The sequence below is a fragment of the Bacillus sp. FSL R7-0685 genome (assembly GCF_038002425.1).
GTDB lineage: Bacteria > Bacillota > Bacilli > Bacillales > Bacillaceae > Bacillus > Bacillus subtilis.
This window is the reverse complement of sequence record NZ_JBBOCN010000001.1, coordinates 3211564-3232507: the sequence shown is the minus strand read 5'-3', so window position 1 is coordinate 3232507 and position 20944 is coordinate 3211564. Positions and strand designations below refer to the sequence as shown.

At 45.4% G+C, this 20944-nt stretch carries 25 protein-coding genes and 1 riboswitch; of the genes, 18 read left to right on the top strand and 7 right to left on the bottom strand.

Annotated features, from left to right (window positions below):
- Window positions 1–64: 64 nt before the first annotated feature.
- On the bottom strand, window positions 65–907 hold the full coding sequence (locus tag MKY50_RS16925; protein WP_033884689.1) for an oxidoreductase: 843 nt from the start codon (window positions 905–907) through the stop codon (window positions 65–67).
- 134 nt (window positions 908–1041) lie between these two features.
- On the opposite strand from MKY50_RS16925, the gene MKY50_RS16920 reads away from it, so the two are divergent.
- The 4 genes from MKY50_RS16920 (at window position 1042) to MKY50_RS16905 (ending at window position 4741) form a co-directional block, all read left to right on the top strand.
- On the top strand, window positions 1042–2838 hold the full coding sequence (locus tag MKY50_RS16920; RefSeq protein ID WP_341116975.1) for a M3 family oligoendopeptidase: 1797 nt from the start codon (window positions 1042–1044) through the stop codon (window positions 2836–2838).
- A 109-nt stretch (window positions 2839–2947) separates the two neighbouring features.
- On the top strand, window positions 2948–3385 hold the full coding sequence (locus MKY50_RS16915) for a YusW family protein (RefSeq protein WP_213379895.1): 438 nt from the start codon (window positions 2948–2950) through the stop codon (window positions 3383–3385).
- Window positions 3386–3601: 216 nt separating this feature from the next.
- A complete protein-coding gene (locus MKY50_RS16910) occupies window positions 3602–4429 on the top strand; it encodes an ABC transporter ATP-binding protein (RefSeq protein ID WP_010886609.1) in 828 nt (275 codons plus the stop codon).
- Window positions 4430–4453: 24 nt separating this feature from the next.
- Window positions 4454–4741: a YusU family protein gene (locus tag MKY50_RS16905; protein WP_021480568.1), complete on the top strand. Its 288-nt coding sequence runs from the start codon at window positions 4454–4456 to the stop codon at window positions 4739–4741.
- 19 nt (window positions 4742–4760) lie between these two features.
- Here the strand turns inward: MKY50_RS16905 and MKY50_RS16900 are convergent, their stop codons facing one another.
- Window positions 4761–5648, bottom strand: coding sequence for a LysR family transcriptional regulator (locus tag MKY50_RS16900; RefSeq protein WP_015714676.1), 888 nt, complete (start codon window positions 5646–5648; stop codon window positions 4761–4763).
- Between the two features lie 133 nt (window positions 5649–5781).
- On the opposite strand from MKY50_RS16900, the gene MKY50_RS16895 reads away from it, so the two are divergent.
- Complete coding sequence (locus MKY50_RS16895; protein WP_341116974.1) at window positions 5782–6522, top strand: SDR family NAD(P)-dependent oxidoreductase; 741 nt, start codon at window positions 5782–5784, stop codon at window positions 6520–6522.
- A gap of 18 nt (window positions 6523–6540) precedes the next feature.
- Window positions 6541–6924 (top strand): tautomerase family protein, encoded by a 384-nt coding sequence (locus tag MKY50_RS16890; protein WP_015251261.1) that lies wholly within the window; start codon window positions 6541–6543, stop codon window positions 6922–6924.
- Between the two features lie 35 nt (window positions 6925–6959).
- Here the strand turns inward: MKY50_RS16890 and mdtP are convergent, their stop codons facing one another.
- The 4 genes from mdtP to MKY50_RS16870 form a co-directional block, all read right to left on the bottom strand.
- Window positions 6960–8585, bottom strand: a complete 1626-nt coding sequence (gene mdtP / locus MKY50_RS16885; RefSeq protein WP_021480565.1) for a multidrug efflux MFS transporter MdtP — start codon at window positions 8583–8585, stop codon at window positions 6960–6962.
- Entirely contained in the window at window positions 8582–9049 is a 468-nt protein-coding gene (gene mdtR, locus MKY50_RS16880; protein WP_015251263.1) for a MarR family transcriptional regulator MdtR, read from the bottom strand. Before mdtR ends, mdtP begins: the two co-directional genes overlap by 4 nt.
- 158 nt (window positions 9050–9207) lie before the next feature.
- Window positions 9208–9540: a spore coat protein gene (locus MKY50_RS16875; RefSeq protein WP_003222766.1), complete on the bottom strand. Its 333-nt coding sequence runs from the start codon at window positions 9538–9540 to the stop codon at window positions 9208–9210.
- A gap of 12 nt (window positions 9541–9552) precedes the next feature.
- Complete coding sequence (locus tag MKY50_RS16870; RefSeq protein ID WP_003228567.1) at window positions 9553–9798, bottom strand: hypothetical protein; 246 nt, start codon at window positions 9796–9798, stop codon at window positions 9553–9555.
- A 94-nt stretch (window positions 9799–9892) separates the two neighbouring features.
- Here MKY50_RS16870 and MKY50_RS16865 point away from each other — a divergent pair, with 94 nt between their 5' ends.
- Window positions 9893–10801, top strand: coding sequence for a proline dehydrogenase (locus tag MKY50_RS16865; protein WP_341116973.1), 909 nt, complete (start codon window positions 9893–9895; stop codon window positions 10799–10801).
- Between the two features lie 24 nt (window positions 10802–10825).
- Here MKY50_RS16865 and MKY50_RS16860 read toward each other — a convergent pair whose 3' ends face one another.
- Entirely contained in the window at window positions 10826–10972 is a 147-nt protein-coding gene (locus MKY50_RS16860; RefSeq protein WP_003240817.1) for a YuzL family protein, read from the bottom strand.
- Window positions 10973–11146: 174 nt separating this feature from the next.
- On the opposite strand from MKY50_RS16860, the gene MKY50_RS16855 reads away from it, so the two are divergent.
- From MKY50_RS16855 to metP, 11 genes are all read left to right on the top strand, one after another.
- A complete protein-coding gene (locus tag MKY50_RS16855) occupies window positions 11147–13516 on the top strand; it encodes a 3-hydroxyacyl-CoA dehydrogenase/enoyl-CoA hydratase family protein (protein ID WP_341116971.1) in 2370 nt (789 codons plus the stop codon).
- Window positions 13517–13526: 10 nt separating this feature from the next.
- Entirely contained in the window at window positions 13527–14702 is a 1176-nt protein-coding gene (locus MKY50_RS16850; protein WP_003228574.1) for an acetyl-CoA C-acetyltransferase, read from the top strand.
- Between the two features lie 14 nt (window positions 14703–14716).
- Window positions 14717–16501, top strand: coding sequence for an acyl-CoA dehydrogenase FadE (fadE, locus tag MKY50_RS16845; RefSeq protein WP_003244094.1), 1785 nt, complete (start codon window positions 14717–14719; stop codon window positions 16499–16501).
- A gap of 110 nt (window positions 16502–16611) precedes the next feature.
- Window positions 16612–16968, top strand: a complete 357-nt coding sequence (locus MKY50_RS16840) for an arsenate reductase family protein (RefSeq protein WP_003222779.1) — start codon at window positions 16612–16614, stop codon at window positions 16966–16968.
- 66 nt (window positions 16969–17034) lie between these two features.
- Window positions 17035–17418 carry a glycine cleavage system protein GcvH gene (gene gcvH / locus MKY50_RS16835; protein ID WP_003222781.1) on the top strand — a complete coding sequence of 128 codons (384 nt, stop codon included), beginning with the start codon at window positions 17035–17037 and terminating at the stop codon, window positions 17416–17418.
- Between the two features lie 55 nt (window positions 17419–17473).
- On the top strand, window positions 17474–17710 hold the full coding sequence (locus MKY50_RS16830) for a YusG family protein (protein WP_003228581.1): 237 nt from the start codon (window positions 17474–17476) through the stop codon (window positions 17708–17710).
- Window positions 17711–17787: 77 nt separating this feature from the next.
- Entirely contained in the window at window positions 17788–18150 is a 363-nt protein-coding gene (locus MKY50_RS16825) for a toprim domain-containing protein (protein ID WP_003242679.1), read from the top strand.
- Window position 18151: 1 nt separating this feature from the next.
- Window positions 18152–18472: a thioredoxin family protein gene (locus MKY50_RS16820; protein ID WP_003228585.1), complete on the top strand. Its 321-nt coding sequence runs from the start codon at window positions 18152–18154 to the stop codon at window positions 18470–18472.
- A 106-nt stretch (window positions 18473–18578) separates the two neighbouring features.
- Window positions 18579–18923: an SCP2 sterol-binding domain-containing protein gene (locus MKY50_RS16815; protein ID WP_003228587.1), complete on the top strand. Its 345-nt coding sequence runs from the start codon at window positions 18579–18581 to the stop codon at window positions 18921–18923.
- Window positions 18924–19037: 114 nt separating this feature from the next.
- A riboswitch (SAM riboswitch) is annotated at window positions 19038–19144 on the top strand.
- A 105-nt stretch (window positions 19145–19249) separates the two neighbouring features.
- A complete protein-coding gene (gene metN / locus MKY50_RS16810; protein WP_341117330.1) occupies window positions 19250–20275 on the top strand; it encodes a methionine ABC transporter ATP-binding protein MetN in 1026 nt (341 codons plus the stop codon).
- A complete protein-coding gene (gene metP / locus MKY50_RS16805) occupies window positions 20268–20936 on the top strand; it encodes a methionine ABC transporter permease MetP (RefSeq protein ID WP_003228593.1) in 669 nt (222 codons plus the stop codon). Before metN ends, metP begins: the two co-directional genes overlap by 8 nt.
- The last annotated feature ends 8 nt before the right edge of the window (window positions 20937–20944 follow it).

Sequence of the window (20944 nt, the reverse complement as noted above, 5' to 3'; positions counted from 1 at the left end):
TTGTTTTAATTATATCATATACTAAATAAAAATCAATACTAAATTATAATAATTATAATTTAGGTTATTTGAATAGCTTTTTCTTCAGGATAGACTCCCACGCAGACCAAGGAAAAAGCGATCGGAATAGCAGGGTGAGCTTGATGCCCTTTCCGATCGGGTATCGCAATTTCTTTATGTGCTGTTTTGTTGCCAATTGATAAATGAGGTCGGCAACCTCTTGGGGATCTCCGCTTTCTTCTCCGTTTTTTTCAACGTAGGAAAGGATCTTTTTATAGTATTGATGATAGGCTGAATCGTCAGCAGGCACCGACATAAAATTTGATAATGACGTTGACCAGATCGATGTCTTGTATGAGCCCGGCTCGATCAAAGCGGTTTCGATACCGAACGGAAGCAGCTCGATACGCAGGCTTTCAGAAAAACCTTCCAATGCATGCTTAGAAGAAACATATGGCGACAGCGCTGGGAATCCGGTCAGTCCGCTGATGCTGCTCACGTTTATAATCTTTGCGCCGCCATGCTTTCTTATGTAAGGCAGAACGGTTTTTGTCACATGGATCACACCGAAGACGTTCGTTTCAAATTGTTGTCTGAAATGTTCCATCGGCACATCCTCGACAAAACCTCCATAAGCCGTTCCGGCGTTGTTAACGAGTAAGTCGATCGGGGCGTAAGCACTAACGGCTTTTCCGAATGAGACTATAGATTGTTCATCGGTGACATCGAGAGCTGTAATGAGAATGGAATCAGACACATTGTGTGCTGCAGCCAATTCCCGAAGCTGTTCCGCTTTTTCAGGCTGTCTTGATGTGGCTATCACGAAAAATGATCGGGCAAGCTTTACAGCTGCCAGCAGACCGAAGCCGCTGGACGCTCCTGTTACGATGGCTATTTTTTTATTCATCCTATACCTCCTATTAAACTGCTATAGCTATTGTACAATCCTGAACAGGAAATGACGTCTGAAAAAAGAAATTTTTATACAACAATTCAGAATTGTTCTATAATAGAACGAAAGAAGGAAAGGGGTTTTGTGATATGGCGCTGCAAGGGGTAGGCCAAAGATGGGATCTTGATTCATTTTTTAAGGGCGGGAGCCAATCGGAAGAATTCAAAGGATATATTGAGAAGCTGTCACTAAGTCTGCGTGCATTTCAAGACAGGACTGATGCGTTTCAGGTGCCTGAATCGCCTGAAGAGGCTGAAGGGCTGACCGCGTTGCTTGATTTATTCGAACAGACATCCGTCAAACTTCAGCAGGCCGGCGCTTTTGTTGCTTGCCTCCAGGCCCAGAATATCAATGATCAAAAGGCTATAGAGCATCAGGCACTCATGAACCGGCTTTCCGCAGATTTTCAATCGTCGCTCGTTACATTAGATCATAAACTAATGGACATTGATCAAGACGTGTGGAATGAATTGTTAACAAAACCGGGATTGCGCGATGTTTCTTACATATTAAATGAAAGAAGACAGAGGGTTGCCGAAAAGCTTAGCCCCGGTAAAGAAAAACTGATCGGGAATCTTGCCGTGGACGGATATCACGCTTGGAGTGACTTATACAATATGGTTGTCGGGAAAATGACGATCCCGTATGAGGAAAACGGTGAAAACAAGCAATTGTCTGTCGGTCAGGTGGAGAATATGATGGACCATCAAGACCGTACTGTCAGAAAAACAGTATATGAACGTTTCCGCCAAGCTTGGGAGAGCAAGCAAGATATTTTCAGCAGCACGCTGAATCATTTGGCGGGATTCCGGCTTGAAACCTATAAAGCGCGCGGCTGGGAGAATGTCCTGAAGGAACCGCTGCAAATTAACAGGATGAAAAAAGAAACACTTGATACGATGTGGCAGGTCATCACTGAAAACAAGCAGCCGTTCGTTCAGTTTTTGAACCGGAAAGCATCCATGCTCGGCCTTGAAAAGCTTAGCTGGTACGATGTTGAGGCGCCGATCGGTTCTAACGGAAAGGCCTATTCGTATGATGAAGCCGCAAATATCATTACCAGCCAGTTTTCAACGTTTGGCAAAAAGCTGTCCTCATTCACTGAAAAAGCGTTTCGGGACGGCTGGATTGAGGCGGAAGACAGGAGTGGAAAAAGAGTCGGCGGCTTTTGCACCAGTTTTCCTGACAGCGGGGAATCCCGGATTTTCATGACATTTTCGGGCAGCGCCTCAAATGTCTCTACTCTTGCGCATGAACTCGGGCACGCGTTCCATCAGGAAGCAATGCTCGACGTCAGGCCGTTAAACCGCTCCTATGCCATGAATGTTGCAGAAACAGCTTCAACGTTTGCAGAGATGATAGTCGCGGACGCGACTGTCCAGCAGGCCGAGACGAGGGAAGAAAAGCTTGTTCTTCTGGAGGATAAAGTGCAAAGAAGTGTTGCGTTCTTCATGAACATTCACGCAAGATTTCTATTTGAAACGAGATTCTACGAGGAACGAAAGCGGGGAGTGGTACCGGCCAGCCGCTTGAATGAGCTGATGGAAGAGGCGCAAAGAGAGGCATACTGCAATGCGTTAGAAGAATATCATCCGCTTTTTTGGGCATCAAAGCTTCATTTTCACATCACGAGGGTGCCGTTTTACAATTTCCCTTATACATTCGGCTACCTGTTTTCTCTTGGCATTTACGCGCTGGCGCTTGAAGAAAAAAATGCATTCGAAGAGAAGTATATGGCGCTATTGCGCGATACGGCTTCTATGACAGTGGAGGATTTGGCGATGAAGCATTTGGGCGCTGACATCACAAAGCGCGATTTCTGGGAGAATGCCATCAAGCTGGCTGTGCGTGACGCCGAAACCTTTTTACAAATGACCGAATCTTAAAGAAAAAGCCGTGGCGTTAAATGCCCCGGCTTTTTCAATTCTTCTCTGAATGAGGATTTCATTCTCTGGATATACCTAAAATAAATGGAATCCTACAGGGGGGAAACATATGCATTTGATCAGAGCAGCCGGGGCTGTATGTCTCGCAGTGGTTCTGATTGCGGGCTGCCGTTTCAATGAAGACCAGCAGCAGGCAGAAGGAGAAAATACAGCCGTCACCCAGCTGAAGTCCGTTCCCTACAGTAATTTTTCGCTTCGTGTGAGCTACGGGGATGGTGAGCATAACCGTTATGAAGGAATCTATACAAAGAACGGGACTCAGGAAAAAGCGGAAATACAGGATAAGCTCTCCGGTGTCGATCAGGAGGGAGAAGAAGCACTGGATGAGATGAAAATGATTTTGAGCGAGCTTTCCGTGACAGACCAAATGGCTGAAACAGAAGTGATACACAGTGTGCTGGCAGCATTTAATCTGGACAGTCATTATGATCATATCGATTTAAAATTGAAACTGAAGGACGGCTCCATCAGAGAAATCAAGAAGTAATCTTGTGATAAAAAACCCATAAACGTCAATTATGTCCATAAAACTAATTGAAAATGATTTTCAAAGTCAGTGTTTTCTGCTACAATGAGGGATATATGACCATATCAAATGGCTGAATATCGGAATCACTTGCATTGATGACAATTGACTTAAAAGCATGTATATAGAAAACGTGCAATACATAGTGCTGCTAAAAGCCAGCAAAAAGGAGCGGTTATGGGTATGAGTGCAATTTCTACAGAAACGCTGAGCTTAGGATACGGGGATGCCGTTATTATTGATGAGTTGAATTTAACAATTCCCAAAGGTGAAATTACCGTATTTATTGGCAGCAATGGCTGCGGAAAATCGACACTTTTACGTTCATTAGCGCGCCTGATGAAGCCGAGAGGCGGTTCAGTGCTGCTGGAAGGAAGAGCCATTGCCAAGCTTCCGACGAAGGAAGTCGCAAAAGAGCTCGCAATCCTGCCCCAAGGTCCTTCGGCTCCAGAGGGGCTGACGGTGCATCAGCTGGTGAAGCAAGGAAGATATCCTTACCAAAACTGGCTGAAGCAGTGGTCAAAAGAGGATGAGGAAGCAGTTGAGAGAGCGCTTAAAGCAACAAAGCTTGAGGACATGGCTGACCGTGCCGTTGATTCTTTGTCAGGCGGACAGCGCCAGCGGGCTTGGATTGCGATGACGCTTGCCCAGGAAACGGATATCATCCTTCTTGACGAGCCGACGACGTATTTAGACATGACGCATCAAATTGAAATTCTTGATTTGCTGTTTGAGCTGAATGAAAAGGAAGACCGGACGATTGTTATGGTTCTCCATGACTTAAACTTGGCGTGCCGCTATGCGCATCATCTTGTGGCCATAAAAGATAAACGGATTTATGCAGAAGGCCGTCCGGAAGAGGTCATCACTTGTGATCTTGTGCAAAATGTGTTTTCTATGAACTGTCAGGTTACACAGGACCCGCTCTTCGGAACGCCTCTTTGCATTCCTCATGGCAGGGGCAGATGCATTGTCCAGGAAGCGGCTTTCACATCACATGGATAAATAACGCAGCGAAGGAGCTTTCAATTGAGAAAGCTCCTTGCTGTTTTTTCGAAAGGAAGATGGCAAATGGAACAAAAACTTCAGGAGCAGCTGGATGGATTGCTGGAGAAGTATACTGAGCTTCTGCTTGGTGAGACAAACGATGAGCTAAAAGAAGAAGTGAAGCAATGGATTTTGTACACGCATATAGCCAAGAGCATGCCACCGCTCGCTAAGCATTGGAATGCGACATACCCCGACGCAAAGCAGGGCATTAAAGAGATCATTCAGCATATTAAGGAATTAAATGAAGCGCATCGAAACAAACAATAGCCAAAAAGCAGTCTGTACATTATAGCAGACTGCTTTTTTGTGATTCAGCCGTTTTATCTGGCGTAAAGGAATCCATAAAGGTTCTCAGCGCGCTGCTGATAAACGAATCTTTTCGAACAATAAACTCTGTTTTCATCTGGCTGAGCGCTTCAGGCAGCGGGTACAATCGAATTGATCCTTCTGCTTCATGTTTCTGCACAACCGTTCTTGGCAGCAACGAGATGCCAAGACCTGCTGTAACCCCGCCGATAATTGCTTCAAGCGTCCCAAATTCCATAATGACCGGCTGTGTGACACCGACGGAGCGCAGCCATTTTTCAAGTGTTTCTCGATACGAACAGCCTGTGCTGTAAACGAGAATCGGCTTTGTGATGGCTTCCTCAACATCGGGCACGGAGGCAGCCGAAACAACTACTGGTTCTTCCTCAAACGCAGGATAGGATTCGAGCTCAGGATGATGGCATTCGCATCCGATAAACGCGCCATCCAATTCATAACGAAGAACTTTATCAAGGAGAAATTGCGTATGTCCTGTTGTTAAAGATAGCTGGACGTTTGGATGTTCTTCATAATAAGATGCCAGGAGCTTTGGAAGCCTTACCGCGGCGGTTGTCTGAGTGGAGCCGATCATAAGCGGCCCGCTTGGTTCTGCGGAGGATGAGAGCGCTTTAGACGCTTCATCAAGCAGGCCGATAATTTTATTTGCGTAGTCCAGCAGCAATTTTCCGCTTGCAGAAAGTGTCATGCCCCGATTATGGCGCAAAAACAGTGTGGTACCCAGCTCAGCTTCCAATTGCTGAATTCTGGCCGTGACATTCGATTGTACATAGCCAAGCTGCAGGGCTGCTTTCGTAATGGTTCCTTCACGAGCTACCATTTGAAACACACGTAAATCTCCGCTTTCCATTTTGAACTCCTCCGTTCGTTTGCTATCAATCTAAGTGATATCTAGTATCTTTAACAATCATTATACGTAACATCAAAGCTGGATTACAATGGAATCAGAAATATACTTTAGTCAACAGCAAGGAGTGGCGGCAATGAATGTCTTGAACAAAATAGCTCTCGTAACGGGGGGCGGCACAGGAATCGGAAAAGCAGCCAGTATGGAATTGGCAAAGCGCGGGGCGATTGTGGCGGTGAATTATTCACGCTCGCAATCAGAAGCGGAGGAAACAGTGGAAAAGATTCGAAAAGCTGGCGGGCAAGCCTTCGCCATCCAAGCAGATGTATCCAAAAACAGTGACGTGCAGGATATGGTTCAAACAATCGTGAAAACATACGGCCCGATTGATGTTTTAGTCAACAATGCCAGCATTACACGGCATATTCCAATGGATAATCTTGAGGCTGCGACAGAAGACATATGGGATGAGCTGTATGCCGTCAATGTGAAAGGGATGTTTTTCTGCGCGCGGGCAGTGGTTCCGTTCATGAAGAAAAGCAAGGCCGGGGCGATCGTAAACGTCGGCAGCATCGCAGGGGTAACTGGTGCCGGCTCATCTATGCCTTATGCAGTATCAAAATCGGCGGTGCACGGTTTAACGAAATCATTGGCCCACGCCTTAGCGCCTGAAATCAGAGTGAGCGGTGTAGCACCAGGAGCTGTGGCAACGAGATGGTGGGCCGGACGGGAAGAAAAAATGAAAAGCATGATTGGCTCTTTGCCGCTGCGGTGTATTGCTGAACCAGATGATGTTGCCAAATTGATATGTTCACTAATTGAACAGGAATCACTCACAGGCCAAATTATCACAATTGACAGCGGACAGACGCTGTAAAGAAAGGGATGCAGGGAGATGCCATTTGTACAGATTCATTTACGGTCGGGAAGAAGCGAAGCGTGGCTTCAAAAACTGAGCAGGACTGTCCACCAATCGATGATTGAAGAAATCAATGTGCCGGAAGATGACTATTTCCAAGTCATCAGACAATATGAAAAAAGCGAATTTTTTTATGATCCATTTTATCTCCAAGTCGAGCGAACTGATGAACTGATATACATTCATTTTACACTGAAACAGTCAAGAACAACTGAACAGAAAAAAGCACTTTACCGCTCAATCGCGAGCCGGATTCATTCCGAGCTTGGTGTCAGAAAAGAAGATGTGTTTATCATGCTGGCCGGAAATCAGGCTGAGGATTGGTCTTTCGGAAATGGAAGAGCCCAGATGATTGAATAAAAAACCCCGCGGATTGATACCCGCGGGGTGCTCTATTAATGGGAAGGTGATTCAACGGCTTTTGCCGCCTTCTCTTTTTCTTGTTGGTCTTCCGCTTTCTTATTTGATAGCTTGATAGGTTTTAAGAACAAGGTGAATACGGCTCCGACTGCGATAAAGATCAGGCCCGTATAAAACACGCTGTGGAGCGAATCCATCAACGATGTTTTTAAAATCGGCACAATATGGGATGAGAAAGCCGCAGGGATTTGTTTGACCGCGTCCGGACTGAACAGCGATTGCAGCAACCCTTGCGGATTTGTATCAATCATACCCTTTAGCTGGGCGGCAAACGAGCTTGCCTGTGCCGGAAGAGAGTCTAAATATGGAACCAATTTATCTGTTAATAGATTTCCTGATCTCGCATTCATTACGGCTCCCAGCATGGTAATGCCGAATGTTCCGCCGATAGAACGGAAGAATTGGCTGGATGAAGTGACAACTCCCAGCTCCTCTTTCGAAAAGCTTTCCTGTAAAGCCAATGTCAGAATCGGCATAACAAGACCCATTCCCAGACCAATAATCGCCATAAAAGATGTAGCGACAAGCTTGCTCGTGTCGAGATCCAATGTCGTTAACAGCAGGAATCCGCCGGCCATAACCAGCATGCCTGCAATGATTTGCGGTTTAATCCCGATTTTATAAACAAGCTGTCCGCCGATGATACTTGTAATAATCATAGAAATCATCATCGGTGTCATAATTGTACCCGATTCAGACGCACTTACACCGACAATTCCCTGCATAAAGAAAGGAACAAACGTAATGGCGCCAAACATACCGATACTCATAAAGAAGCCGATCAAGTTTAGAAATGTAAATGTTCTGTTTTTAAATAAATACATTGGCAGGATTGGCTCTTTTGCTTTTGATTCTACGATGATAAAGCTGACAATGCCGATCAGTGCGAGAGCGAACAACCCAAGAATCTGCCATGAATCCCATGCATAATCTTTTCCGCCAAAGCTTAAGGCGAGCAGGAGGCTGACCACACCGACAATCATTGTGAAAATACCAGCGATATCGAAGTTGATCGGGCCAGTCTGCTGGCGTCCCTGTAATCCTCTGGCAATAAAAATAACCGCAATAATTCCGACTGGCAGGTTAATATAGAAAACCCATTTCCAGTTTAACGAGTCTACAATCCAGCCGCCGATTTGCGGCCCAATCACTGAAGCCAGCCCGTAAATTGCGCCAAAGACACCTTGGAATTTAGCACGCTGTTTTCCTGTGAACAAGTCACCGATGACAATCATCGCCATCGGCATCATGATGCCTCCGCCGATGCCCTGCAGTCCACGGAAGATAATCAATTCTGTCATGTTGTTGGCCATTCCGCATAAAGCAGAAGCTGCCATGAAAATAATTAAACCTGATACATAGACAATGCGGCGTCCCAATAAATCAGCCAGTTTACCGGCAATTGGAACAATGGTTGTTGATGTTAACAAATATGCAGTTGTCAGCCAGGTCATCATGCTCAAACCGCCCAGGTCACCGACAATTTTCGGCATGGCCGTTCCGACAATGGTACCGTCAAGGGCTGAAAAAAACATGGCAATAATTAAGCCTGTTATTAATAACGTTCGTTTTGATTGTTTGCCTTCTTTACTCATTTTCATCCGTTTCCTCTTTTCATGTTTTGCTTTTCATCCGTTTCTGCTGCTTGTGCGAGCTTTGCTGTAATATGCGCCGCCTGCAGCATCTCCTCCTCCGTCAAAAAGGAAAGATAGCGCGCCATAATGGCCTTTCTGCCTGCCAAAACCTCCTCGAACTTTCTGTCTCCTTCGTCAGTAAGACTGAGATCAATCACTCGCCTGTCTTTTGTGTTGTGTGTTCTGGCGATAAGATTTTTTTGTTCAAGGCGATCTGCCATCAGCGTCACCGCGCTTGGCTTCACCTCCATACGCTCGGCAATTTCAGAAACTTTGAGGCTGCCGTGTTTCTTTAGGCTGGCCAGCACAAACAGCTGCGCTGGGGTGACACCTTGTTTCTCCATGCTTTCCAGCATTTCAGGCTGTATCTTTTGAAAGAGCGCCTGAAGCGATAATTGAATATCGGACATTAACTGATCCGCACTCTTCATATTCATTTCCCCTCTGTTACATACACTGTATATATATTTTAATGACAAAATAGTTAATGCTTATTAAATATAAATAAGCGTAAATGAAAAGTCAACTGATTTTACACAAAAAAAGGATAGATGCTCGAAAGAACATCGTATCCTTTTTGCTAATGTTGTTATTGCTGATAAGGAGACTGCTGCTGAATGGTCTGCTGGAATTTTTGATAGGACTGCTGCAGCTTTTGTGCATCCTCCGCTTCAACAGAATACCATCCATATTGGAACATGAGATCATATAGTTTTCTTTGCGCTTTTTGTGACTCATCAAAAATGGATTGAATATCCTGATAAAGAGACTCGTGGCTGAATTCGTGCAAGGCAGTGCAATAAGCTGTTGTCATGTATTTTTCGGTTGTCAGCAATTCGTTGACGAAATCTCTGTCATTCATTTCCGATGTTGTCGGTACAGGTGTCTGCGGGTTGCTGATTTTTTGATTTTGCTGATTCATTCTGGCGCCTCCTTATTGGATGTAGCCGGACTGCTGCTGGCCTGGCTGCAGGTGCTTTAATATTCTTTGATAGTGATCATGATGCATGTGTCCGACGCGGTCGAGTTCTTGCTTTAACGTTTGATCCTGGCACTGCTGCGCCATAAAATGCGCTTTTTTCATCGCGAGCAAATTCCAGTTCAGCATGTCATTGAGATACAAATGATCCTTTGTCGAAATAACGGAAGGCGGCATTTGAGATTGCTGCTGATTATCCATTGTGATCCTCCTTTGATTTCTGTTCATTTTATAGTTTCCTTCAGACTGGGAGTTATATACAGGTGTTTTGAAGATGACGGCGGGAGGGAGTCGGATGTTGAGACATGTGTTTTTATTCTTATCTCAAAATAAAACACTTACCAAGTTCGCAAAAGCATACGGAACGCGGCTTGGAGCACGAAGGTTTGTCGCAGGGGATACGATTGAATCGGCGGTTAAGACCGTCAAAAGGCTAAACAGATCCGGTTTGTGTGCAACAATTGATTATTTAGGCGAGTATGCAGCTACGGAAAAAGAAGCAAACCAAGTCGCAGAGGAATGCAAGAAAGCCATTCAAGCCATTGCCGAACATCAATTGAATTCAGAGCTTTCACTTAAGCTGACCTCAATCGGGCTCGATCTTTCAGAAGAACTTGCTCTTACTCATTTGCGCGCCATTCTTTCCGTTGCGAAGCAATATGATGTTGCTGTGACCATTGATATGGAAGACTATTCTCATTATGAACAGACACTTTCTATTTACAGGCAATGCAAACAGGAATTTGAGAAGCTCGGCACAGTCATTCAGGCGTATCTGTACCGGGCGGCAGAAGATATCAGAAAGATGCGGGACTTAAAGCCGAATCTCAGACTTGTAAAAGGCGCTTATAAAGAATCTGCGGCTGTAGCGTTTCCCGACAAAAGAGGCACGGACCTTCATTTTCAGAGCTTAATAAAGCTGCAGTTGTTAAGCGGGAACTACACGGCTGTCGCCACACATGACGATGACATCATTGCATTTACGAAACAGCTCGTCGCCGAACATCAAATCCCCGCATCGCAATTTGAGTTTCAAATGCTATACGGCATCAGGCCGGAGCGTCAGAAGGAACTCGCCAAGGAAGGCTACAGAATGCGTGTGTATGTCCCATATGGAACGGACTGGTTCAGCTACTTTATGAGAAGAATTGCCGAGCGGCCTGCCAATGCAGCGTTTGTGTTAAAAGGGATTTTGAAAAAGTGAAAGCAGCCGCGGGAAGCAGCTGCATTATGATTGTTCCATGTTATGTTTTTTATACTGCTGATTTTGACTTGTCCGTTTTCCGCCGCCGTAATGCTGAGTCGGACCGGCATCTCCCTTTACGCTCGCCGCGCTGACTGCCGCTGAAGACGGATTTTTTTTCTCTCGTACCATTCCCTTCACCTCCGGGCTTAAGTTGCCCGACTTTTATAGGCTTCATACAAAAAAATAACAAATTAGCTATTGAAGTCGAACCGGAAATCTTTTAAGATGAAAGAAGAAACGGGTTTCATTTTTTTTAGTCAAAAAATGAATGACTATTCATTCAATGTTCAAGGGGGATATCTCATGCACAAACACATTCGGAAGGCAGCCGTTTTAGGATCGGGGGTAATGGGTTCCGGGATAGCGGCGCATTTGGCTAACATCGGAATTCCTGTCCTGCTGCTAGATATTGTGCCGAACGATTTGACAAAGGAAGAGGAAAAAAAGGGGCTGACGAAGGACAGTCCGGAGGTGCGCAGCAGGCTGAGCCGGCAGGCGATGAAAAAACTGCTGAAACAAAAGCCCGCTCCCCTCACATCAGCGAAAAATACCTCCTATATTACACCGGGCAATCTGGAGGATGATGCAGAAAAACTGAAAGAAGCAGATTGGATTATTGAGGTCGTTGTCGAAAACCTTGAAGTCAAAAAGAAAATTTTCGCTTTTGTGGATGAACATCGAAAGACTGGAAGCATCGTCTCAAGCAACACATCCGGCATATCAGTGCAGGAAATGGCTGAAGGCCGGTCGGATGATTTTAAAGCCCATTTTCTCGGAACGCATTTTTTTAATCCCGCACGCTATTTAAAGCTGCTGGAGATCATTCCGATTAAGGAAACGGATCCTGATATTTTAAAGTTTATGACAGCTTTCGGAGAAAATGTCCTCGGGAAAGGTGTTGTTACAGCAAAGGACACACCGAACTTTATCGCAAACCGCATCGGGACTTACGGGCTTCTCGTGACAGTCCAAGAAATGCTGAAAGGCGGCTATCAGGTCGGGGAGGTTGATTCGATCACAGGACCGCTGATCGGCAGGCCGAAAAGCGCTACCTTTAGAACGCTTGATGTGGTCGGTCTCGATACATTCGCCCACGTTGCCCGAAATGTGTATGACAAAGCTGATGGCGATGAAAAAGAAGTGTTTCGCCTTCCAAGTTTCATGAACGATATGCTGGAAAAAGGGTGGATCGGAAGTAAGGCCGGCCAAGGCTTTTATAAAAAAGAAGGAAAAACGATTTATGAGCTTGACCCAGTGACGCTTACTTACGGCGAGCGGACAAAAATGAAAACACCGGCACTTGAAGCGGCAAAACAGGCAAAAGGGACAAAAGCCAAAATGAAAGCGCTTATTTATTCGGATGACAGAGCTGGCCGATTGTTGTGGAATATCACATCTCAAACCCTGCTTTACTCAGCCGAGCTGCTTGGCGAGATTGCCGATGATATTCATGCGATTGACCAAGCCATGAAGTGGGGATTCGGCTGGGAACTGGGTCCTTTTGAAATGTGGGATGCCATCGGCCTCAAGCAGTCAGCGGAAAAGCTTGAGCAGCTTGGAGCAGATATGCCTGGCTGGATAAAAGAGATGCTGGATAAAGGAAATGAAACCTTCTACATCAAAGAGAACGGAACGGTATTTTATTATGACCGCGGCGAATACAGAGCCGTGAAAGAAAACAAAAAACGAATTCATTTACAAGCACTTAAAGAAACAAAAGGCGTGATTGCGAAAAACAGCGGAGCAAGCTTAATTGACCTTGGAGATGATGTGGCCCTTCTTGAATTTCATTCGAAAAGCAATGCGATCGGCCTCGATATCATTCAAATGATCCACAAAGGATTAGAGGAAACAGAACGGAATTACAAGGGGCTTGTCATCGGCAATCAAGGGAAAAATTTCTGCGTCGGCGCGAATCTCGCCATGATCTTAATGGAAGTCCAAGATGACAACTTTTTGGAAGTTGATTTTGTGATCCGCCGTTTTCAGGAGACGATGATGAAGATCAAATACAGTGCGAAACCGGTCGTCGCCGCGCCATTTGGCATGACGCTCGGCGGAGGAACGGAAGTATGCCTGCCTGCGGCGCGTACTCAAGCGGCAAGCGAAGCCTATATGGGCCTTGTTGAATCAGGTGTCGGCCTCATCCCTGGTGGAGGGGGAAACAAAGAGCTGTACATCAATCATCTACGCCGTGGCCTTGATCCGATGAATGCGGCAATGAAAACATTTGAAACGATTGCGATGGCGAAAGTGTCCGCTTCCGCTCAAGAGGCTCGTGAGATGAACATCTTAAAAGAAACGGATCAGATCAGCGTGAATCAAGACCACCTGTTATACGATGCGAAGCAGCTGGCGGCATCTTTATACGATACCGGCTGGCGGCCGCCTGTAAAAGAAAAGGTCAAGGTGCCGGGAGAAACCGGTTATGCGGCACTCTTGCTTGGCGCTGAGCAGATGAAGCTGTCCGGCTATATATCTGAGCATGATTTCAAGATCGCGAAAAAACTCGCTTATGTCATTGCGGGCGGAAAAGTGCCGTTTGGTACAGAGGTTGATGAAGAGTATTTATTGGAGATCGAAAGAGAAGCGTTTTTGAGTTTGTCAGGAGAGGCAAAATCTCAAGCGAGAATGCAGCATATGCTTGTGAAAGGTAAACCTTTACGGAATTAGGAGGGAGCTTATGAAAGAGGCAGTCATTGTGTCAGGTGCAAGAACACCGGTTGGAAAAGCAAAAAAAGGATCGTTGGCCACCGTTCGCCCGGATGATTTGGGAGCGATTTGTGTAAAAGAGACACTGAAACGGGCAGGCGGTTACGAAGGCAATATTGACGATTTGATTATTGGCTGTGCAACGCCTGAAGCGGAGCAGGGGCTTAATATGGCGAGAAATATCGGTGCGCTCGCGGGCCTGCCGTACACGGTTCCGGCGATTACAGTTAACCGTTATTGCTCTTCAGGCCTTCAGTCTATTGCATATGCAGCAGAAAAAATTATGCTGGGCGCCTACGATACAGCGATCGCCGGCGGAGCGGAATCCATGTCGCAAGTTCCGATGATGGGGCATGTTACCCGTCCGAACCTTGCTTTGGCAGAAAAGGCACCGGAATATTATATGAGCATGGGCCACACAGCCGAGCAAGTCGCGAAAAAATACGGCGTCTCCCGTGAGGATCAAGACGCGTTTGCCGTTCGCAGCCACCAAAACGCTGCTAAAGCCCTTGCAGAAGGAAAATTTAAAGATGAAATTGTACCCGTAGAAGTGACGGTGACAGAAATCGGAGAAGACCATAAGCCTATGGAAAAACAGTTTGTGTTTTCTCAGGATGAAGGTGTTCGCCCGCAAACGACTGCAGACATCTTATCGACATTGCGCCCGGCCTTTTCCGTTGACGGGACGGTGACTGCGGGCAATTCCTCGCAGACAAGTGACGGAGCGGCGGCTGTCATGCTGATGGACCGGGAAAAAGCCGATGCTCTTGGCCTGGCGCCGCTTGTGAAATTCCGCTCCTTTGCAGTAGGCGGCGTGCCGCCGGAAGTGATGGGAATCGGACCGGTGGAAGCGATTCCGCGCGCTTTGAAGCTTGCCGGACTTCAGCTGCAGGACATCGGCTTGTTTGAACTGAATGAAGCTTTTGCCTCACAGGCCATTCAAGTAATCAGGGAATTGGGAATTGATGAAGAAAAAGTGAATGTCAACGGGGGCGCAATCGCGCTTGGACACCCGCTTGGCTGTACGGGCACAAAGCTTACACTCTCACTCATCCATGAAATGAAACGGAGAAACGAGCAATTTGGAGTCGTGACCATGTGTATCGGCGGCGGGATGGGAGCGGCCGGTGTATTTGAATTATGCTAAAGGGGGAAAAACAAATGGCAAAAAAAGCGGCTGACGTACAAAAAGGCGGCGGATTTTTAATCGAGGATGTCACATACGATCAAATGTATACACCGGAGGATTTCACCGACGAGCATAAAATGATTGCGAAAACAACAGAGGATTACATCGAGCAAGATGTTCTCCCTCATATAGATGATATCGAAAACCATCAATTCGAGCATTCTGTCAGACTGTTGAAGAAAGCGGGCGAACTAGGGCTGCTTGGCGCCGATGTGCCGGAAGAATACGGCGGGCTCGGCCTAGATAAAATCAGCTCGGCACTCATCACTGAGAAATTTTCGCGTGCAGGAAGCTTTTCTCTTTCTTATGGCGCGCATGTCGGTATCGGTTCCTTGCCGATCGTCTTTTTCGGGTCAGAAGAACAAAAGAAAAAATATTTGCCTGGACTCGCTTCAGGCGAAAAGATCGCCGCTTATGCTCTGACTGAGCCTGGCTCTGGGTCTGATGCACTTGGAGCAAAAACAACAGCTGTGCTGAATGAAGCAGGAACCCATTATGTATTAACAGGGGAAAAACAGTGGATTACCAACTCTGCTTTTGCCGATGTATTTGTGGTTTACGCTAAGGTAGACGGCGACAAGTTTTCAGCCTTTATTGTAGAAAAAGAGTTCCCGGGTGTCTCCACGGGACCGGAAGAAAAGAAAATGGGAATCAAGGGATCATCGACAAGAACCCTCATTCTGGATCAAGCTGAAGTGCCAAAGGAAAACCTGCTCGGAGAAATCGGCAAAGGGCATGTCATCGCCTTTAATATTTTAAACATCGGCCGTTACAAACTGGCGGTTGGCACAATCGGCGCATCTAAACGCGTCATCGAGCTGTCTGCGGCATACGCAAATCAGCGCCGCCAATTTAAAACGCCGATTGCTGGTTTTTCATTGACACAGGAAAAAATCGGGACAATGGCCTCAAGGCTGTATGCGATGGAAAGCTCTGTATACAGAACCGTCGGGCTGTTTGAAGACAATATGAGCCAGTTCACGGCCGAAGATCTCAAGGACGGCCGGCAAATCGCCAAATCGATTGCGGAATACGCCATCGAATGCTCTCTGAATAAGGTATTCGGCTCTGAAACGCTTGATTATATCGTTGATGAAGGCGTGCAGATTCATGGAGGCTACGGCTTTATGCAGGAATACGAAGTAGAAAGGGCCTATAGGGATTCAAGGATCAATCGGATTTTTGAAGGCACAAACGAAATCAACCGGTTAATCGTGCCAAGCACCTTCCTGAAAAAAGCGCTTAAAGGCGAGCTGCCTTTATTCGAAAAAGCGCAGTCGCTGCAGGAAGAACTCATGATGCTTATGCCTGAAGAGCCTGGAAGCGGCGTCTTAGAGCAGGAGAAATATATCGTCAAGCAAGCCAAAAAAATTGCGTTGTTTGCTGCCGGCCTAGCCGCGCAAAAATACGGAAAAGCGATCGATCGTGAGCAAGAAATTCTCGTGAACGTAGCGGATATCGTCAGCAATGTATACGCAATGGAATCAGCCGTGCTCAGAACGGAAAAGGCCATTGCCGCACAAGGCGCTGAAAAAGCAGCGCAAAAGGTGCTGTACACAGAAATTTTCGTTCAAGAGGCCTTTAACGAAATCGAAGCGCATGCAAAGGAATCCCTTATCGCAATGGAAGAAGGAGATTCACTCCGCATGATGCTTTCCGCTCTGCGCAAGCTGACACGCGTAACGCCTAAAAACGTGATTCAGAAAAAACGCGAGGCGGCGGCAGGCATTTTTGAGGCTGAGAAATATACTGTCTGATTGGCCATGAGCTCCGCATGCGCGGAGCTCTTTTTTAAGAAGCACTGTTTTAGGTTTTTAAAACAAACTGTGTTAAAATAACCTCGATTATTTTATTGAGGGGGAAGAAGATGTCGTTAACTTTTTACTGGTACCCTAAATGCGGAACGTGCCGCAAAGCAAAGAAGTGGCTTGAAGAGCATGGGAAAGAAATAAACGAAATACATATTGCTGAGCAGCCGCCAAGCAAAGAAGAATTAAAAGCGCTTTATGAAAAAAGCGGGCTGGATCTCAAGAAATTTTTCAACACGAGCGGCATGAAATACCGCGAGCTCAATCTCAAGGAAAAGCTGTATCATATGTCAGAGGACGAACAGCTCGAACTGCTGGCTTCAGATGGTATGCTAATTAAACGCCCGCTTACAACAGACGGCGAAAAAGTGACTGTCGGATTTAAAGAAGACCAATTTGAAGAAAACTGGGCTTAATGTAAATTTTTTTTGAAAAGTGTGGTATCTTCTTATTGTAGTGCTGTAAAAAATGGAGGGATTCAATTGAGCATACCAAAAGATTTGCGTTACTCAGGAGAACACGAGTGGGTAAAAGTTGAAGGAGAAAAAGCCAGAATCGGAATTACGCATTTTGCCCAGTCCGAACTAGGCGACATCGTGTTTGTCGAACTTCCTGAAGTGGGCGCTGAAATCAAAGCGGACGAGCCATTCGGCAGTGTTGAATCCGTTAAAACGGTATCTGAGCTTTATGCACCGATTAACGGAACGGTTGTGGAAGTAAACGAAGATCTTGATGACAGTCCGGAATTCGTCAACGAATCTCCGTACGAAAAAGCATGGATGATCGTCGTTGAGCCATCTGACGCTTCTGAAATTGAAAAACTGATGACAGCAGAGCAATACGAAGAGATGACACAAGAAGACTAAAACAGGATAGCCGTAAAAGCAATTGGACACGCTAACGTTATGGGAGGTGTCCAATATGGCTTTCGACAAACAAAAGCTCGATGTCACCAATGACGTGACAGGCCGCTTTCAAAATGGCCGGCTCTCGTTATATCATGATAATGAGATGATCGGCCAAATGACAAGCATGAATGAATATGAGCTTAAGTCCGGTTATTCCTTTGAAAATGAGAAATTTTATAAGACAGCCGATGTGGTCTCTGGAGACGACGCAAAATATGTAGATTGTGACTACGAAAACGGCTGGTGTTAATGTTGGCGGTGAATTTCACTGCCTTCTTTTACAATCTGAACATTTCAAATTTGACGCGGCAGGTGAACAAGATGAAGATGGATGAGCTGGAAAAGGTTATGATTGTCGAGGGGAAATCAGATAAAGAGAAAATCGAAAGCGTCCTGAATGAACCGATGCGCATTATCTGCACAAACGGAACAATCAGCCAGCTGAGGCTCGAGGAATTGGCTGACGAGCTTTATGATAAAGACGTCTATATATTAGTTGATGCTGATGAATCAGGTGAGAAATTGAGAAAACAGCTGAAGCGTGAATTTAATGAAGCCTGCCATCTCCATGTCGACAGAGCCTATAAGGAAGTAGCGGCTGCGCCCAGGCACCATATCGCTTCTGTATTGCTGCGTGCGAATCTGAATGTCCATACTATTTTTCTTGAAAGAAAGTCCCGAGGTGTATAGCATGAAAGAACTCCAAGAACACGAACTTGATCACATTGAAGATGATGTGTACCTTCTATATTTATATACTCCGTTTTGCGGCACCTGCCAGCTTGCAAGCAAAATGCTGACAGTGGTGAAAGAAATGCTGCCGGATGTCGCCTTCTATCAAAACAATGTCAATTACTCTCCGACATTCGCAAAAGCGTATCAAATTGAAAGCGTCCCTTGTTTTCTGCTGTTTAAAGGCGGAAAGATGGTCGAAAGAGGATATGCATTTCATTCCGTTTCTTATTTATATGAGCTGATCAAACAAAAATCATCTTCCGCATCCCATTTATGACATATTTCTCAGCATATCCAATGAAATTGTCGTTCGTTTTATAAAGGGGTTCTTGCGACAAAGAGAGAAATGTGTATGTATGACCAACAAATAGGAGGTTGTACATATGGAGAAAGCGGAAGTTTTAGAAGATGAGTATCAGCATCTGTTTTTAAAACCCCTTTTGAATGCCTCAACATTGCTCATTACCTTCCAAGGAGAAGCAGAAGCCTTAACCGTCTCAATAAACGAACAGGGAGAAATGAAAAAAGTTTCTCCGCCCCAAACGTCCAACCTGACCTTTTACGGAAACCAAACGGAAATTATTGATTTATTGCACGGAGACATTTCCCTTCAGCACCTTATTCAGAGCGGAAGCCTCAAAGTAAAGGGGTCATTCAGGGCCCTGTTAAAGCTGGAAGCCATTCTCTGGCTGACAAATGGATTTTTTCAGAGGATTTTAAAAAATTAAAAAATAATAAATTATTATAATAGTAAAAGTTGACATCATTTATTTTATTGACATTTAATCATTCGCCGTGCTATTCTACATTAAGAATTTCCGGACGAAAAAGACTATATATTTCTCTTATCAAGAGAGGTGGAGGGAAGTGCCCTATGAAGCCCGGCAACCATCAACACTGTTGAAATGGTGCCAATTCACACGAAGCGTTCAGCTTTGAAAGATGAGAGAAAGGCATTTTATATAAGCCTTTCTGCTCAAGTGTGCAGAAAGGCTTTTCTTTTGCAGAAAAAACCGGAAGATTTCTTAGAATAGTGTTAAGGCAGGTGATTGCTTTGATCAATCTTCAGGATGTTTCAAAAGTTTACAAGTCGAAACATGGAGATGTCAATGCTGTCCAAAACGTCTCGCTTTCCATTAAAAAAGGTGAGATTTTTGGAATTGTAGGATATAGCGGAGCTGGTAAGAGTTCCTTAATCCGTCTGCTGAACGGCCTTGAGAAACCAACCTCAGGAACCGTGGAAGTGGCGGGAACCAAGATTAATGAAGTAAATGGACGCGGTTTAAGAAAAGCACGCCATGAGATCAGTATGATTTTCCAGCATTTCAATTTGCTTTGGTCGCGGACTGTCAGAGATAATATCATGTTTCCTTTAGAAATTGCCGGGGTGAAAAAGAGCGAGCGGATCAAGCGCGCCAATGAACTGATTAAACTGGTAGGTTTAGAAGGAAAAGAAAAATCTTATCCGTCCCAGCTGAGCGGCGGTCAGAAGCAGCGTGTCGGAATTGCCAGAGCGCTTGCAAACAATCCGAAGGTTCTTCTTTGTGACGAAGCGACATCAGCATTAGATCCGCAAACGACAGATTCAATTCTGGATCTATTGTCCGATATTAATGAAAGACTCGGTTTGACGATTGTGCTGATTACGCACGAAATGCATGTCATCCGCAAAATCTGCAACAGAGTCGCCGTCATGGAAAACGGCAAGGTGGTCGAAGAAGGCGAGGTTCTCGATGTCTTTAAAAATCCAAAGGAACAAATGACAAAACGATTTGTTCAACAGGTGACAGAGCCGGAAGAAACGAAAGAGACGCTTCAGCACCTTCTTGATGATACAGCATCAGGAAAAATGGTTCAGCTCACATTTGTCGGTGAGTCAGCTGAACAGCCTCTGATTACAGAAATGATCAGAAACTTCAATGTCAGCGTCAATATTCTGCAAGGGAAAATTTCGCAGACGAAGGATGGGGCTTACGGTTCACTGTTCATCCACATTGACGGAGACGAGGAAGAAGTGCAAAACGTGATCCGATTCATTAATGACAAACAGGTGAAAGCAGAGGTGATCACGAATGTTTGAAAAATACTTCCCGAACGTTGATTTAACTGAATTATGGAACGCGACATATGAAACACTTTATATGACGCTGATTTCTTTACTGTTTGCTTTTGTCATCGGGGTCATCCTCGGCTTGCTGCTCTTTCTGACGAGCAAAGGAAGCCTCTGGCAGAATAAAGCGGTCAACTCAGTGATTGCGGCCGTTGTTAACATATTCAGATCGATTCCGTTCCTTATTTTAATTATTTTACTATTAGGTTTTACGAAATTTTTAGTCGGCACGATCTTAGGGCCAAACGCCGCATTGCCGGCGCTGGTAATCGGCTCGGCACCATTTTACGCGCGCCTTGTTGAAATCGCGCTGCGTGAGGTGGATAAAGGTGTGATTGAAGCAGCTAAATCAATGGGCGCGAAAACGTCTACGATTATTTTCAAAGTGCTGATTCCGGAATCAATGCCTGCTCTTATTTCTGGCATTACGGTTACAGCCATTGCTTTGATCGGCTCAACGGCAATTGCCGGAGCCATTGGTTCAGGAGGCCTTGGAAACCTTGCGTACGTAGAAGGATATCAGTCTAATAACGCTGATGTTACCTTCGTTGCTACTGTGTTTATTTTAATCATCGTGTTTATTATTCAAATCATCGGTGATCTAATAACAAATATTATAGACAAAAGATAAGGGAGGAT

Coding starts and splice junctions, on each gene's coding strand:
- MKY50_RS16860 (WP_003240817.1), bottom strand. CDS start 10,972: ATGGTACGAGAGAAAAAAAATCCGTCTTCAGCGGCAGTCAGCGCGGCG.
- metP (WP_003228593.1), top strand. CDS start 20,268: ATGTTTGAAAAATACTTCCCGAACGTTGATTTAACTGAATTATGGAAC.
- MKY50_RS16870 (WP_003228567.1), bottom strand. CDS start 9,798: ATGGATAATCAGCAGCAATCTCAAATGCCGCCTTCCGTTATTTCGACA.
- MKY50_RS16910 (WP_010886609.1), top strand. CDS start 3,602: ATGGGTATGAGTGCAATTTCTACAGAAACGCTGAGCTTAGGATACGGG.
- fadE (WP_003244094.1), top strand. CDS start 14,717: ATGGCAAAAAAAGCGGCTGACGTACAAAAAGGCGGCGGATTTTTAATC.
- MKY50_RS16855 (WP_341116971.1), top strand. CDS start 11,147: ATGCACAAACACATTCGGAAGGCAGCCGTTTTAGGATCGGGGGTAATG.
- MKY50_RS16875 (WP_003222766.1), bottom strand. CDS start 9,540: ATGAATCAGCAAAATCAAAAAATCAGCAACCCGCAGACACCTGTACCG.
- MKY50_RS16850 (WP_003228574.1), top strand. CDS start 13,527: ATGAAAGAGGCAGTCATTGTGTCAGGTGCAAGAACACCGGTTGGAAAA.
- MKY50_RS16820 (WP_003228585.1), top strand. CDS start 18,152: ATGAAAGAACTCCAAGAACACGAACTTGATCACATTGAAGATGATGTG.
- MKY50_RS16895 (WP_341116974.1), top strand. CDS start 5,782: ATGAATGTCTTGAACAAAATAGCTCTCGTAACGGGGGGCGGCACAGGA.
- MKY50_RS16900 (WP_015714676.1), bottom strand. CDS start 5,648: ATGGAAAGCGGAGATTTACGTGTGTTTCAAATGGTAGCTCGTGAAGGA.
- MKY50_RS16915 (WP_213379895.1), top strand. CDS start 2,948: ATGCATTTGATCAGAGCAGCCGGGGCTGTATGTCTCGCAGTGGTTCTG.
- MKY50_RS16920 (WP_341116975.1), top strand. CDS start 1,042: ATGGCGCTGCAAGGGGTAGGCCAAAGATGGGATCTTGATTCATTTTTT.
- mdtP (WP_021480565.1), bottom strand. CDS start 8,585: ATGAAAATGAGTAAAGAAGGCAAACAATCAAAACGAACGTTATTAATA.
- MKY50_RS16890 (WP_015251261.1), top strand. CDS start 6,541: ATGCCATTTGTACAGATTCATTTACGGTCGGGAAGAAGCGAAGCGTGG.
- MKY50_RS16840 (WP_003222779.1), top strand. CDS start 16,612: ATGTCGTTAACTTTTTACTGGTACCCTAAATGCGGAACGTGCCGCAAA.
- MKY50_RS16815 (WP_003228587.1), top strand. CDS start 18,579: ATGGAGAAAGCGGAAGTTTTAGAAGATGAGTATCAGCATCTGTTTTTA.
- MKY50_RS16865 (WP_341116973.1), top strand. CDS start 9,893: ATGTTGAGACATGTGTTTTTATTCTTATCTCAAAATAAAACACTTACC.
- MKY50_RS16830 (WP_003228581.1), top strand. CDS start 17,474: ATGGCTTTCGACAAACAAAAGCTCGATGTCACCAATGACGTGACAGGC.
- MKY50_RS16825 (WP_003242679.1), top strand. CDS start 17,788: ATGGATGAGCTGGAAAAGGTTATGATTGTCGAGGGGAAATCAGATAAA.
- MKY50_RS16925 (WP_033884689.1), bottom strand. CDS start 907: ATGAATAAAAAAATAGCCATCGTAACAGGAGCGTCCAGCGGCTTCGGT.
- mdtR (WP_015251263.1), bottom strand. CDS start 9,049: ATGAAGAGTGCGGATCAGTTAATGTCCGATATTCAATTATCGCTTCAG.